This is a genomic window from Streptacidiphilus albus JL83, from assembly GCF_000744705.1.
Classification (GTDB): Bacteria; Actinomycetota; Actinomycetes; order Streptomycetales; family Streptomycetaceae; genus Streptacidiphilus; species Streptacidiphilus albus.
The window spans coordinates 7,043,405-7,056,536 of record NZ_JQML01000001.1; the positions used below are offsets into that span (position 1 = coordinate 7,043,405).

Consider the following 13,132-nt stretch of genomic DNA (forward strand, 5'->3'; position numbering starts at 1 on the left):
CGACCTCGGGACGGACGCCATGACGCCGAACAGGAACCAACTCACCCCGTCGTACCCGTACCGTATGGCCGACAGCAAGCACGTGCTCCTGACCACGTACGAACCCGACGGAACGCCCCGGCAGCACGCCTGCCGGGTGATCGCGGACGGACCCGCCCTCGGCATCGTGCTGAGCACCCGCTCGCCCGAGGCCGACCGGATCCGCCGCTGCCGGGGCGTCCTGGTCGCCGCATGCGACGCCAACGGCGTCCCCACCGGTCCGAGGTGGCCCGCGAAGGCCACGATCTGCGCCGCCGAGCGGACCGTCGACTACCGCATGGCCCTCATCAACAAGTACGGACTGTCGACCATGCTCGCACTGGCGGTCCGACGCTTCAGGCGCGGCCTCGACGGCACCACCGGGGTTAGGCTCACTCTCACCGGCCAGAACTGGCCGCTGGTCAGCCCCACCTGGTTGCCCACGATCACCTACAGCCCCAACTGAACTTCCTTGGATGGCCAATGACTGAGAGCACGACGATCGGCGAGCTGGAGCGGATGATGACCGCCTTCCCGGACCTGCCGCCGGAGGCGATCGTCAAGCAGGACATCCTCCGCCAGGGCCTGGCCTTCAGCCCGGACGCGCTGCGGCTCGCGAGCGGGTACAAGCCCAAGGACTACTTCATCTTCACCTTCGACCTCGTCCCGGTCGCCGAGATGGCCGAGCACGCCGGCTTCCGCGCCCCGGAGGAGATCAAGCTGACCGGTGGCCCCTACGAACTGCGCCAGACCGTGGTCTCGACCCGCGTCGCCCCCGACAGTCCGTACCGCGTGGAACTCGTCGCGGGGAAGCTCACCCTTACCTGCGAGGGCCGATCCCTCGCCGACCTCGAATTCCCCCCGATCCCGGCCTACTACGGACAGACCCTCAGCTCGGGCCGCAAGATCAGCGAGATCGCCCCGGCCATCGAATGGGGCTACCTGGTCTACCTGACCGTCTACCGCCTCTGCCAGTACTGGGGACGCGACGAGGAATGCCGCTTCTGCGACCTCAACGAGAACTTCCGCCAGCAGCGGGCGAACGGCCGCGAGTACACCGCGGTGAAGGAGATCGACGACATCGTCGAGGCGATGGCGCACATCGACGCGCACGACACGGTGTCCAAGGCCTACACCGTCACCGGCGGCTCGATCACCCGCAAGCTGGACGGCATGCGCGAGGGCGAGTTCTACGCCCGCTTCGCCGAGGCGATCGAGTCGCGCTTCCCGGGCCGCTGGATCCCGAAGGCGGTCGTGCAGGCACTGCCGGTGGACGAGGTCCGGATGCTGCACGAGGCCGGCTACCGGATCTACCACCCCAACTACGAGGTCTGGGACAAGGACCTGTTCAGCTGGATCTGCCCCGGCAAGGACCGCTACGTGGGGCGGGACGAGTGGATGAAGCGGATCCTGGACGCCGCGGACATCTTCGGCCCCACCCACGTGATCCCCAACTTCGTCGGCGGCGTGGAGATGGCCCAGCCGCACGGTTTCACGTCGATCGACCAGGCGATCGCCTCCACGGCGGAGGGCCTCGACTTCTTCATGAGCCGTGGCGTGGTGCCCCGGTTCACGACCTGGTGCCCCGAGCCGACCAGCGACCTCGGCCGCCAGGAAGGCCCGCCGCTGGAGTACTTCGTCAAGCTGCTCCACACCTGGCGCGACATCTTCGAGGGGCACAACCTGCCGGTTCCGCCCGGCTACGGAAAGCCCGGAGTCGGCAGCGCCGAGTTCTCGGTCAGCGCCTTCATGGACGTCATCCGCGTGGACCGGCTGTAGGCCCCGGGCCGACCCAGGACCGCGACGCACGCTCGGAAAGCGTGTTGCGGGCAACCCCTCACGAGTTCGAATCTCGTATCCTCCGCACCCGCCCGCCAGGGCAGATGAAGGGCCGGACGCCTAGCGTCCGGCCCTTCATCATCGTCGCTCACCCGTCGTTGTCCTGATTTTTGTCCACACCGGGCCGACGCAGGTGCCTGGCTCCGGCGAGGCTTGCCACTACCCGCAGCGGGCTGTCAGTTCCCCTCACTAGGGTGCGACACATGCAATCGCTGATCACCGCCGTTCGCACACACGACGATGCCGCCGCCTATCTGGCCTGGCCGGGTGACTTCGACCTCGACCGAGGCGACCACGGCGAAGAGGTGCACCTTGCCTCAGGGGCGGCGCTGGAGGGCTTTGCCGGTCACGGGGCCGGGGGCACGTACTTCTTCTGCGGTGCAGGCGGCGAGGAGCGGCCGATCCTGTTCGCGGACTCTGAAGGCCGTGCGGCTCTGGTCGCCGTCGGGCTGCCCGAGTTCCTGCGGCTGCTGTTGGTGGTGCCATGGTGGCAAGACTGCCGGACGTTCACTGCGGAGGAGAGCCGCGAGCTCGCTGCCGAGTACCTGGAGGACATGCCCGATCTCTGGGCTCGACGAGACAGGGTGGCAGCCGCCCTCGGTCTCTCTCTTCCTGCGGAGGCTGATGCGTTGGCCCGGCTGCGCGAGGCCGTCACTGTGACGGGCAGGGATTTCGTTCTGGTCTTCACGCCGGAGGACGAACCGTACGACGCACTATTCAAGGACCTGGCATGACCGTGCGGCAGTTGGTTCTGGCTCTGTCAGCCAGCGAGGAGGCGGAGCGGCTCGCCGCTGTCGCCAACCTGGTCGCACTCGGTCCTGCGGCGCTGCCCGCCCTCATGAGCGAACTGCGCGACGACGCTTCCCCGGTAACGGAGACCGCGCTGCTTTCGGCGCTGTGCAGCATCAGTGCCTCGGCCTTCGATCCGGTGCTCGGTGTCCTGCAAGGCGCGGTGCCGGGATCGCATTGGCGGGCACTGCGGGTGTTCACGCGGTTGGGAACCCCCGCGCTGGAGGGTTACCTGCGGGCGCTGGCCCACGACGATCCTTTCGTACGCCGGGCGGCGGTCATGGGCGTCAACGGCTGCGGCGAGGACGCGCTGCGCGTAGCGAACCTGCTGGTACCACTGCTGGGTGACGGTGACGAGGGGGTACGCCGGGTCGCTGTCCGCGCCTTCTGCTCGTGGGGAGCAGCTGTAGTGCCACTGCTGCAGTCAGTGCGTCGTGACGGGCCTGGTGCGGCACGCGGGGGTGCCCTGGAGTGCCTGGCGGAGATCGGCAGCGAGGCGGCGGTCAGTGCGCGTGACCGAGCAGCGTTGGAGCGTCTTGTCCAGATCAAGCTGATGGACGACATACCAGTCCCCATCTCGTGCTGCTTTCTCTCCTGGATCGCGGTGAGCACCGGCGACCAGGCCGGCATCATGGGGATGCTGGGCCTGTCCGATGCGTATCCGGTTCCGTTCTCCGCCGGGGTCAACACCGCGGACTGTGACAGCCACGGCGGGCTCGACGACGACCCGCACGACCGGTACCGAAGAGTTTTCGTCACGCCCGAACTCGCGGGCTGGACCCTGGTGGTCGGCTCCTGGTGCGACCCCAGCGCGGCTGAGCGCGAGGCCGCAGTGCTGGAGGCGTGCGAACGCCTCAGCGCCCGGTACGGGCGTGCCCAGGCGTACTGGTATGGAGCCCAGAACGACGGATCGGCCGTCCTGGTCGCCGAGCACGGCGATACCGTACGCCGCCTCGCCTACATCCCGGGCGACGACACACAGCACCTGGAACTCGGAGCACCGCTCGCGTACGAGCAAGAGCGCCGGACCGTTCTCGGGCTGCCCGCGTTGACAGCGGCGCACCTGGAAGTTGACGAGGACGACGACGAATGGATGTGGGAACTGCTCGAAATGGCCACCAAACTGGCGGGGGAACTGAGCATCGACCCCCTGTCGATCGACGCCAGCACCCCGGCACAGGGAGTCGGCCTGCTGGCCCTCACCGAATACGGCCGCCGTCTCGGCGCCCCGTGCGGAGCGCTTCGCATGTGACAGCGTCGATCGCCTTCGTTTCCTGGATAGCTTCTTCGGTGATCACGGCAATGGTGGCGCCCTCATACGCTTTGCGGGTGACCCTTCCCGACTTCGAGGCCGACACTGCCGCTTCATGCCTACCTGATCCGCAGGTGCTGCTCCGCGACACGGACTGGCAGTCGCTGCAGCACGCGCACCCGGGCCAGTGGGACCCCCGACCGCTGCTGACCGCGCTACTGGATCCCGACCCGGTCGTACAGGCGCAAGCCCTGAACAACCTGAAGCCGGTGCGTCACCAGAACTCGACCTACGAGGCAACTGTGCCCGTGGCCCTCTACGTCGCCGGCATCCTGTCCGATCCGCGTGCTGCGTCTCCGGTACATGTCCAGACGCATCCGGGGACGGAACTGAGGCCGAGAGCGTTCCGCGCAGCCTTGCTGGACTGGCTCGGCGAAGTCGCCTATGACGCTGACGACTCGTGCGTGGAAATGGGGCGTCGCTGCGGTTTTGAGCCCTACCCGGCCCAGGAGGCCCTGCGCTCGCTACGACAGGTGTACTTTCGCGCGGTGGCGCCATTCCTCACCGACGCCGACCAGGAAGTGCGGGACGCCGCACTGATTGCAGTGGTTCCCATGGTCGAAGCCCCGGAACTCGCCCAGCATCGTGAGGCACTGATGCCGTTGCTCCACAGGCTCCTGGCGAGCAGCCAGGACCGTTGGCACCGCTCTCGGGCCGTCGACGCCTGCACAGCCTGGGGATGCCAAGCTCATCGGCGGCCTGGCACCCTCGGAGCACCGTTGCAGAACGCGGAGCCACCCTTGTGGAACGGCGGCTTCCGAGAAGACCCGCCGTTCTGATCACGGTGGCAATGTCCAGGCTGTGCTCCACTCAGAGCAGCGAGCCAAGGCTACGGCGAGGGTTGCAGTTGGGGTTGCATTCAGCCTCGTTCGCAGGGGTCCACAGGGGGTGGATGGCCTCACTCAGCGGCAGGTCAGGACGCGGATGCACCCCGCTGGACACCCGGACGAACAGCTGGAAAGCGTGTTGGGGGCAACCCTTCACGAGTTCGAATCTCGTATCCTCCGCAGGCCAGAGTGCCCGCACCGTTCCGACGGTGCGGGCCCTCTGCATTTTTGTCTCAGTTGCAGTCTCATCGGCGGCGGCGCAGCCACAGGTCACGCTGTCAGTGGCTATCGCTATGTTCCAGGCCATGACAGGCATGGACGATCAGCACGGTGCAGGAGCCGACGGCATGGGCGCCCTCTCGGACATCGTCGCTCGCGTCCGCGAATGCGCGCTCCAGGAGAGGGGCGAGCTCCCTGCTCGGGTCGGCGAGCGAGAGGTCGCCGCAGCCGAGCGCGAACTCGGCTTCCCATTGCCGCGATTGCTGGTCCGGCTGTACCAGGAGGTGGCCAACGGGGGCTTCGGTCCCGGGTACCTCCTACTGCCCCTGGTCGGCGAGGGCCGGACGGTGGTTGCCGAGTGCGGCCCTTGCGAGTACTGGCCGCACGGCATCCTGCCGATCCTGGACTGGGGCTGCGGCATGTACGCCGCGGTTGACTGCCTGGACCCCGATGCTCCGGTCCTGCTCTTCGAGCCGAACGCCGGCCCCCAAAACTGGGCGGAGGCGTGGTTCACCGACTCGCCGTCACTCGCGCAGTGGCTGAGTTCCTGGCTCGACGGCACTGGCTGGTGGGAGGAGGAGGTCATGATGGCCGAGGACGCACTCGAGCCCCAGCCCTGGCCCGAGGCCACGAAGCGGCTCGCCTCCTAGTTCAGGCAAAAAGCGTACGCTATTCTGTACGCTATGAAGACGATGAGTGCGACTGAGCTCCGCGGCAACCTCGCTGCCGCGCTCGACTCTGTCGAGAACGACGCCGAAGAACTCGTCATCACCCGGGCCGGCCATGAACCGCTGGTCGTCGTCCCCCTGGCCGAGTACGCCTCGCTCCGTGAGACCGACTACCTGCTGCGCTCCCCGGCCAACGCCGACCACCTGCGTCAGTCCCTTCGGGACTACCAGGAAGGTCGCACCCAGAACCGTGAACTGATCGACCCCGAGGACGCCACCGAGCAGTCCGCATGAAGATCCAGTTCACCGACGGCGGCTGGACCGACTACCTCTACTGGCAGGCGAACGACCGCCGCCTACTCAAGCGCATCAACCAACTGATCGACGACATCCGCCGCAACGGCCACGAGGGCATCGGCAAACCCGAACCCCTGCGCCACGAACTCGCCGGGGCATGGTCCCGCCGGATCGACCAGGAGCACCGCCTGGTTTACGTCCTCGACGAGCAGGCCGACACGGTGTGCGTCATCGCCTGCCGCTACCACTACAGCAAGTAGCCCGTTTCGCTCCGATCGCCACGACGCGTTGGACCCGGGCGGATGTCAGCCAGTTGCAGTTCCAGTTCCAGTTGCATTCATCCCCGTCCGCGAGTGTCCGGCCAGCCCTCGTCTGGGCACTTCTCCGCAGGTCGGGACGGTGGCGTACTCAGCTGAACCCCCGGACGAACAGTTGGAAAGCGTGTTGGGGGCAACCCCTCACGGTTCGAATCTCGTATCCTCCGCAGGTCAGCGGGCCCGCACCGTTCACCGGTGCGGGCCCTCTGCGTTTCCAGTCTCAGTTTTCGTCTCATGAGACTTTCGCCGGGTCTGCTGACGAGGCCGCGTCGCGTCGCCATCGCGGCCTACGCCCCGGGTCCAACCGCTCGCGGCCCACCCACGCGGCCGCTATTTCCGGCCCGGGGACCAGCTCAGACCCCAGCCATAGGCCTTGTCCAGCGCGTCTTGGGCCCCGTTGATGTAGCGCACCTCGCGCTGGACGGACAGTTCGCCACCAGTGTGTTCAATGAGTGCGATCGCGCAGATCTTCGCCTGCCCTCCCGCGTCGTCCAGATGCAATTCGACCGGGGCCGCTCCGGGAGACACCAGGGTCACGACACCTTGAGCCTGCTCCCAGTTCGGAGTTCCCTCATAGATGAGCGCGAAGACCAGGATGCGCCGAATGGCATCGGCCTGGGACAGGTCGATGCGCATGTTCTCGCCTCCGGCCGTGGATCCGGAACGGTCATCACCGTCCAGGGAGATTACCGCCCGGCCGTTCGTGTCGCGTGCCTCGAAAGCGTTTCCGAGTGCCTGGACCACGCCCTTGGAGCCGTCGGTGAACTCCCACAGGCAGCCGAGGTCGAGATCGATGCCGACATCGGGCTGCAGAGCGGACTGGAGCTTGCCCAGCCAGCCGCGCTTGCCCTGCGGTGCGGCTGCGTCCTGTGAGCCTCTGGCGTTCCAGTTCAGATTGACCGTGAGGAGGCCGGCGTGCGCCGACTTGTCGAGGGATACCCGGGGGGAAGCCTTGGTGAGCGTCACCTTGGCCAGTGGGACCGGTGCTACCTCGTTGGGGTTACCGAAATCGCTCATTTCGTCTGCTGTCCTTCCCTTGACGGACCGTGAGGTCACCTCGCCGCAGTCGGCTGGTTGAAGCCGCATCGCAACGACTCTGGCCTGGCGACCGTTTCCGCCATGAACCGGAGGGCGTTCCGCGGGGCTCGACGGCGCATCGGGCTGCGGGGCGCTCCAGCACGGCTACGACAGCGAGGACCTGGGCACCATGTGGCAGGCCGGTTTTGACTCCATCGGATAATGGACTATACGTAACATATGACCACATTTCGGTGAGCCGGTCGCGGAGTGGTGGAGCTGCCGTCCGGCCTTTCTGGTCTCAGTCGGGATCGTGGGCCACGGACCCGGGCGCTTGGGCCAGATCCTGCTCTGCCCCGTCTCCCAGAGCCGACCGCCGAGCTTCCGACCTTCGTCGTGCGGCATCGGGTCGGCCACGTGCTGGTGGTGCTTGGCCGTCGAGACCGAGGACCAGCTCATGATCGCCATGCCGATCCGCTCGGGACGCCGAGCAGGAGCGGGTTCGTCGAGGTGTGCATGCGCACGGATCGCGTGGCAGCGCCGAGCCGGCGCCATTGCAGGCTGGATATACGGCGAGTATGGTCATCTATATGGCATCGAAGAAGGTGACAGTGACCATCCCCGAGGATCTCCTCGAAGAGATCCGCAGCGAGGCGGACGAGCGTGGTATCTCCGCCTACGTCACTGAGGCGCTGCGCGCGAAGCGGGACCGTGACCGACTCCTGGAACTCGTGCAGTGGCTCGAAGAGGAGCACGGGCCGGTCACCGAATCCGAACGCTCCGCAACCTACGACGCACTGGACGACTTGGACGCCGAGCACGAGCGCCGCCAGGCCGCTGCTGCCAGGCGAGCCGGCGAGGCCGCATGACCCCGAAGCGCGACCACGAGGCGAAGCCGCTTCGCGTCTTCGTACTGGACTGCGAGGCGCTCTCGCTCGCCGTCCGCGGGGATCGCACAATGATCGGCTGGCTCGACCTCGCGGCACGCGGAGAGGCCGACGTCGTCACCTCACCCATGACGCTGGTCGAGGCGTACGACGGCAGGACCACGGAACAGCGCTGGGACTGGGTTCTCTCCCGGGTGAAGGTCGCGGACCTGGGTAAGGAGGAAGCCCGACGCGCTCGTAGACTCCTGGCCGACACCAAGTTGCACGGTCACAAGTACGCGATCGACGCCATGCTCGCTGTCGTCGCGCTCTCGCAACGAGGCCACGTCACTGTCTTCACTTCCGACGTGGACGACCTGGAGAAGCTGCTGCCGGACCGGATCGTCGTCAGGAGAGTCTGAACTCACCTGCGCAACCGATCTGCCGCTGCAGCCGAAGCCGGCTCCCAGACGCTTGGCAGTCGCTGACCGAAGGGTTGCGGTTCGGGTTGCATTCAGCCCCGTTCACGACGGTCCATGCGAGCCATTGCCGCAGTCGGCCCTGCGGGCCGGGACCGTGGCGAACCCGCCCAACCGCCCGGACGAACAGTTGGAAAGAGTGTTGGGGGCAACCCCTCAAGAGTTCGCATCTCGTATCCTCCGCAGGTCAGCGGGCCCGCACCGTTCGCCGGTGCGGGCTCTCTGCGTTTCCGGGTTGCAGTTGCCACCGAGGCCGGCAGCCGGCGAGCGGCGTGCGCCCCACCCGGGCGCACTGCGGCTCGATTCCGGCCGTCGCCGGCCTGGTCTCCGACCGTGCTTCCGAAGGGTGATCACCCGCCCGACAAGGCTCCAGGCCAACACGCCCCGATCTCGATCGCGCACCACGTCGTCACTTCCCGACCGCGGGCCCTGGGGCGAGGCCTTCGCGCCGGCCTGGCAACGCCTCACCCGACTCCCGGTCGTCACCTGACGGCTGGTCACCACTCCGGCAGGCAAGGAAGGAGAGCAGTCCGGGACGCCCGCCGCCGACCGGACGCTGAAGGACCGAGGTCGGCCGTCCCGGGAGATGCGCCGTGAATCGAAACTGACGGGCACGCTCGAATTCCGGTGTTCTGACAGGTGCTCTCACTGCGGCCTTGGCGCCGGAGTCCGTGGACGGAGCGATGCGCACGGCACCGCGGCAGTATGGCCCGGTGAAATTCCCGGACGAAACCGGACAAAGATCGACTACTGCGGGATCATGTCGTCAAGGGCGTGTAAGGGATACTCGCCTTCGGGCGGAACCTTGGGTTCTAATGAAGTCGTTCGGTTTCCGGCCTGGAATACCGAATTTCGATGATGGCGCGGACACGCCTTTTGTCGTGTCCGCAACCTTGGAAAGGAGTGGTCATGAAGATGATCAAGGCGCTTGTGCGGAAGTTCAAGCAGGACGAGGACCTCGCCAGCTACGCGTGGGAAAACCACCTCATCTGACGCACCGTCGTCGGCGGAGAAGGCGGCCGTGCCGCCGCCTCCGCCGGCGCCGCGGAGTTCCCAGCCGGGCTGCGACGCGGCGTTCCGGCCGCTACCGGCCAGTATTTCCCCGCCTGCCGCAGGGGACGTATTTCATCGCTATGCCAGTGGAGGCGGGATTCTCGTGGAAGAAATAGCGCCGACGGCGGTGCGCGGCCTTTCCGTCGTGTACGCCCCGCGGATTCAGGACCTGCTGTCCAGGGAAGAGAAAGTCTTTCGTCTGGACGCGGCCACGGTCGGCGTCTCCGACTGCCGGCTGATGGCCGAAATCGTCGCGGCGCGTCCCTTGCTGGCAGCGGAGCGCTCGGTCTACAAGCCCGCCGCAGGAGCCGATATCCAGCACGAAAGCGCGACCCGGACGATCCGCGCGCTGGGACAGGACGTCATGGCGGGCATCCGTACTCCGCCGCCCCCGGCCCGCGGGCTCTCCGGCACCTGGCCCTACGCCGGCACCTCCTACCTGCGCCAGTGGCTCTTCTCCGCCGACCCCCTGCCGGTCTCCCTGCTGTCGAAGCGCGGCGTGACGCGCTCCGACGCGATCTCCCGGATGGTCGACCGTGCCGTCACCGTCTGGCCGGGATCCGCTGCCGGGGAAAAGAGCACCACGCTGGCCGGGCAGATCCGGGACGCTTCCGGCACCCGCAACAGGCGGCAGGCCATCGCGCTGTACCGGCGGGCGACGGCCACCCTCTGCGACGGCGTGGCCGCACTGGCCGGCAACGCCCTGTGGTTGATGAAGTCGACACGGAAACCCGAGGGTGCCCCCGCCGACGTCACCGCGGTCCTGTGGGAGACACTGCGGCTGCTCCCGCCCGCTTGGATGCTGTTCCGCAGGGGCGGGGGCGCGTTCGCCGGGCTGCACCCCGAGATCGGCGCCCAGGACCGGGTCGCGCTCTTCCCGCTGCTGATGCACCGTCACCCGGACTACTGGTCCGACCCGCTGGAGTTCCGGCCCGAGCGATGGGCCGGAGTGGCGGACCCGGAGAACACGCCCGCGTTCATGCCGTTCGGCTTCGACGGGGCCCGCTGCTGGGCCAAGCACCTGATCGTGCCGCTGGCCGAGCGCCTGGTGAAGGTCGCCCTCGACAGCCGACTCGTCATCAGCAGCCCGCCACAGGAGGCGCACATCCCGTTGCGCTCCCTGCTCTCCGTTCGGTTCGACGCGGCAATCGGGGTATGACCGGGCGCCGCGCCCTCGCGCCGCCCGCCGTTGCCGACGAGGGCGGTGCGGCCACCACACAGAACCCGCCCACGCCGCGGAGCCCGCGCACGCCCCCTGGTCGGGCGGACGCCGCCGACCGCGCGCATCGAGCACCCTGACCACACGGGAAACACCATGGAATCGCCCACGCTGGCCGACTGGGTCGGCGACGTCGAGAGCTTCGCCGACCGCCAGTGGCAGCGCAAGCCCGCGGTCTTCACCCCGGAGGCGCTCGCCTCGCCGTTCGACCTCGACGAGCTGGACGCCGCTTTCGAGAGAGGGCTGCTGCGCACTCCCTACCTGGAGATGGTCCGCTCCAACAAGGTCGTCGTCCCACCCGATGCCTACACCACGTCACGGGTGGTCAACGGCAAGACGCACCAGGGCTTCGCCGACCGTACGAAGGTCGTCGCGCTCCTGCGCACCGGAGCGACGCTGCTCCTGCGCCACGTCGAGCAGTGGCACCGCCCGACGGGTGATCTGGTGGCGCGGCTGTCCGAGGAGCTCGACCGCTGCGTGGAGGCGTTCTTCTTCGTCACGCCCGTCGGCGGACAGGGTCTCGCGGTGCACCGTGACGACGCCGACGTGTTCGTCCTCCAGGTGGCCGGACGCAAGACTTGGTACGTTCACGACGCGCCGGCGGTGGCGGACTGGTCGCCGGGAGAGCTCCCGGACGACGAGCGCTCCTCGCGGCTCCTGAACAGCGTCCTTGCGCCGGGCAATGTGCTCTACGTCCCGCGTGGTTTCGCGCACCGCGCGGTGGGCGCCGCCGGACTGTCCGCCCACCTGTCACTGACGATCCGCGACATCTCCCTGCAGGACCTGCGGACAGCCCTGGAGCAGCGGCTGTCCGAAGGGGTGGACCTCCCGGCGCGCCCGCTGGGTGAGGCGGCGATCACCGACGCCTGCGCGGCGCTGCTCAGCCACGCCCGGGCGAAGCTGGCCACGATCGCACCGGAGGACCTGCAACTCGCCGCGCGGGCCGCCCAGGTCCGGCCACCGGTCACGACGACGCAGGCGGAGACGCTCGCCGGGACGGCCCGGAACTGGGAGACCGGCGACCCCGGCGCCGGGGTCGCCGGGTCGGCCTCCGTCGGCCGCACCTGGCGCAGGCTGCGCGAGGCGGCACGCGGAGCGCAGTGAGGGCGGACCGCTCGGGCGACGCCTACATCGTCTTGCGGGGGACGCTCACACGGGGATGATCTCGACGCCCTGCTCCAGTCCCTTGAAGTCATCGGCGTTCCGCGTGAAGAGCGGGAGTCCCTGGGCGGCTGCGGTAGCGGCGATCATCAGGTCCATGCGCCGGGGGCGAGGGTTGCGATTCGCTTTGACGGTGAGAGCGACCAGCGTGCCGAACCTGCGGGCGGCCTCCCGGTCGAAGGGGATGGCCGCGAACTCTGCTTCCACGTCGGCCAGGCGCTGCGCTCGCGCCATCATCTCCACCGGGTCCTTCGTCATCGCCACGCCCTGGGCCAGTTCCGCCAGGACGATCGAGGAGACAGCTGCCTCCACGGGCAGAAGGTGGGCGTCGATCAGCGGCAGATCGATGACGACACAGGTGTCCAGTAGCCCGCGCGGCAGCCTGCCGGTCACGCGCGGTCCCACGGATTGCCGTCCTCGTCAATACGGTCCTCGGAGCCGAAGAACTCGTTTGCCTCCGCCCGCAGCCGAGCGGCGTTGACCTGAGGCGCGTGGCGCCACTTCCGCTGCAGTTCCTCCACCGGGACGAAGCGGCGTCTGCTGCTGAGTGGGCGCACTTCGGCGATCTCAGTCCCATTGCGGGTGACGTGGTAGGTCTCACCCGCCTCCACGTCATCGAGTACAGCCTTGGAGCGCGCGGCGAGCTCCCGCTGGGTGATGGTCTTCATGAAGCCATCGTATCGCGGTGTAATGCACTGCGCTACACCATGGCCGGGTGGAGTCGAGGCCCGCCCCCGGCCAGTTCGGTTCAATGCCGTCCTGCCTGTCGTCGAGCGCTCCTCCGGTTGCGTTCACCGATGTCCAGCGGGGTCCAGAGGTGGTCCCGCGAGGCACTGCGGACCAGTTCAAGACGTAGCTGAAGCCGCTCGGACGCCCGGACGAACAGTCGGAAGTGTGTTGGGGGGCAGCCCTTCGCGAGTTCAGTCTCGTACCCTCCGTACCCTCCGTACCCTCCGTACCCTCCGCACCCGCCCACCTGGGCAGACGGGAGCGCCGACCGCACTGCGGTCGGCGCTCCCGTCGTATCGGAACCACCCCGGGTCTGAGAACC

At 68.0% G+C, this 13,132-nt stretch carries 15 protein-coding genes; 12 read left to right on the plus strand and 3 right to left on the minus strand.

The annotated features are described in order from the left end of the window. Positions 1 to 19 precede the first annotated feature (19 nt). From BS75_RS31005 to BS75_RS31040, 8 genes are all read left to right on the plus strand, one after another. A complete protein-coding gene (locus BS75_RS31005) occupies positions 20 to 484 on the plus strand; it encodes a PNPOx family protein (protein ID WP_156164304.1) in 465 nt (154 codons plus the stop codon). A 17-nt stretch (positions 485 to 501) separates the two neighbouring features. Continuing rightward, complete coding sequence (locus BS75_RS31010; protein WP_174515080.1) at positions 502 to 1,797, plus strand: radical SAM protein; 1,296 nt, start codon at positions 502 to 504, stop codon at positions 1,795 to 1,797. A 263-nt stretch (positions 1,798 to 2,060) separates the two neighbouring features. Beyond that, positions 2,061 to 2,591: a hypothetical protein gene (locus BS75_RS31015; protein ID WP_034090619.1), complete on the plus strand. Its 531-nt coding sequence runs from the start codon at positions 2,061 to 2,063 to the stop codon at positions 2,589 to 2,591. Beyond that, positions 2,588 to 3,898, plus strand: coding sequence for a HEAT repeat domain-containing protein (locus tag BS75_RS50755; RefSeq protein WP_052069817.1), 1,311 nt, complete (start codon positions 2,588 to 2,590; stop codon positions 3,896 to 3,898). Before BS75_RS31015 ends, BS75_RS50755 begins: the two co-directional genes overlap by 4 nt. Positions 3,899 to 3,975: 77 nt before the next feature. Continuing rightward, complete coding sequence (locus BS75_RS31025) at positions 3,976 to 4,737, plus strand: hypothetical protein (RefSeq protein ID WP_152646148.1); 762 nt, start codon at positions 3,976 to 3,978, stop codon at positions 4,735 to 4,737. A 353-nt stretch (positions 4,738 to 5,090) separates the two neighbouring features. Then, on the plus strand, positions 5,091 to 5,654 hold the full coding sequence (locus tag BS75_RS31030) for an SMI1/KNR4 family protein (protein WP_231607936.1): 564 nt from the start codon (positions 5,091 to 5,093) through the stop codon (positions 5,652 to 5,654). 42 nt (positions 5,655 to 5,696) lie between these two features. After that, positions 5,697 to 5,966 carry a type II toxin-antitoxin system Phd/YefM family antitoxin gene (locus tag BS75_RS31035; RefSeq protein WP_231607937.1) on the plus strand — a complete coding sequence of 90 codons (270 nt, stop codon included), beginning with the start codon at positions 5,697 to 5,699 and terminating at the stop codon, positions 5,964 to 5,966. Then, a complete protein-coding gene (locus BS75_RS31040) occupies positions 5,963 to 6,229 on the plus strand; it encodes a Txe/YoeB family addiction module toxin (RefSeq protein WP_034090621.1) in 267 nt (88 codons plus the stop codon). The genes BS75_RS31035 and BS75_RS31040 overlap by 4 nt, the downstream gene beginning before the upstream one ends. A gap of 387 nt (positions 6,230 to 6,616) precedes the next feature. On the opposite strand, the gene BS75_RS31045 is transcribed toward BS75_RS31040, so the two are convergent. Beyond that, positions 6,617 to 7,303, minus strand: a complete 687-nt coding sequence (locus BS75_RS31045) for a TerD family protein (protein WP_034090622.1) — start codon at positions 7,301 to 7,303, stop codon at positions 6,617 to 6,619. Between the two features lie 590 nt (positions 7,304 to 7,893). Here BS75_RS31045 and BS75_RS31050 point away from each other — a divergent pair. From BS75_RS31050 to BS75_RS31065, 4 genes are all read left to right on the plus strand, one after another. Continuing rightward, positions 7,894 to 8,172: a ribbon-helix-helix domain-containing protein gene (locus BS75_RS31050; protein ID WP_034094116.1), complete on the plus strand. Its 279-nt coding sequence runs from the start codon at positions 7,894 to 7,896 to the stop codon at positions 8,170 to 8,172. Continuing rightward, on the plus strand, positions 8,169 to 8,591 hold the full coding sequence (locus BS75_RS31055; protein ID WP_034090623.1) for a PIN domain-containing protein: 423 nt from the start codon (positions 8,169 to 8,171) through the stop codon (positions 8,589 to 8,591). Before BS75_RS31050 ends, BS75_RS31055 begins: the two co-directional genes overlap by 4 nt. 1,348 nt (positions 8,592 to 9,939) lie before the next feature. Then, the gene (locus tag BS75_RS31060; RefSeq protein WP_152646146.1) at positions 9,940 to 10,860 is read left to right on the plus strand and encodes a cytochrome P450; all 921 of its coding nucleotides are present in this window, start codon (positions 9,940 to 9,942) and stop codon (positions 10,858 to 10,860) included. A 156-nt stretch (positions 10,861 to 11,016) separates the two neighbouring features. Beyond that, entirely contained in the window at positions 11,017 to 12,024 is a 1,008-nt protein-coding gene (locus tag BS75_RS31065) for a JmjC domain-containing protein (RefSeq protein WP_052069820.1), read from the plus strand. A 45-nt stretch (positions 12,025 to 12,069) separates the two neighbouring features. On the opposite strand, the gene BS75_RS31070 is transcribed toward BS75_RS31065, so the two are convergent. Further along, positions 12,070 to 12,474, minus strand: a complete 405-nt coding sequence (locus BS75_RS31070) for a type II toxin-antitoxin system VapC family toxin (protein WP_034094119.1) — start codon at positions 12,472 to 12,474, stop codon at positions 12,070 to 12,072. Further along, positions 12,471 to 12,749 carry a type II toxin-antitoxin system Phd/YefM family antitoxin gene (locus BS75_RS31075; RefSeq protein WP_034090624.1) on the minus strand — a complete coding sequence of 93 codons (279 nt, stop codon included), beginning with the start codon at positions 12,747 to 12,749 and terminating at the stop codon, positions 12,471 to 12,473. The genes BS75_RS31070 and BS75_RS31075 overlap by 4 nt, the downstream gene beginning before the upstream one ends. Positions 12,750 to 13,132: the final 383 nt, after the last annotated feature.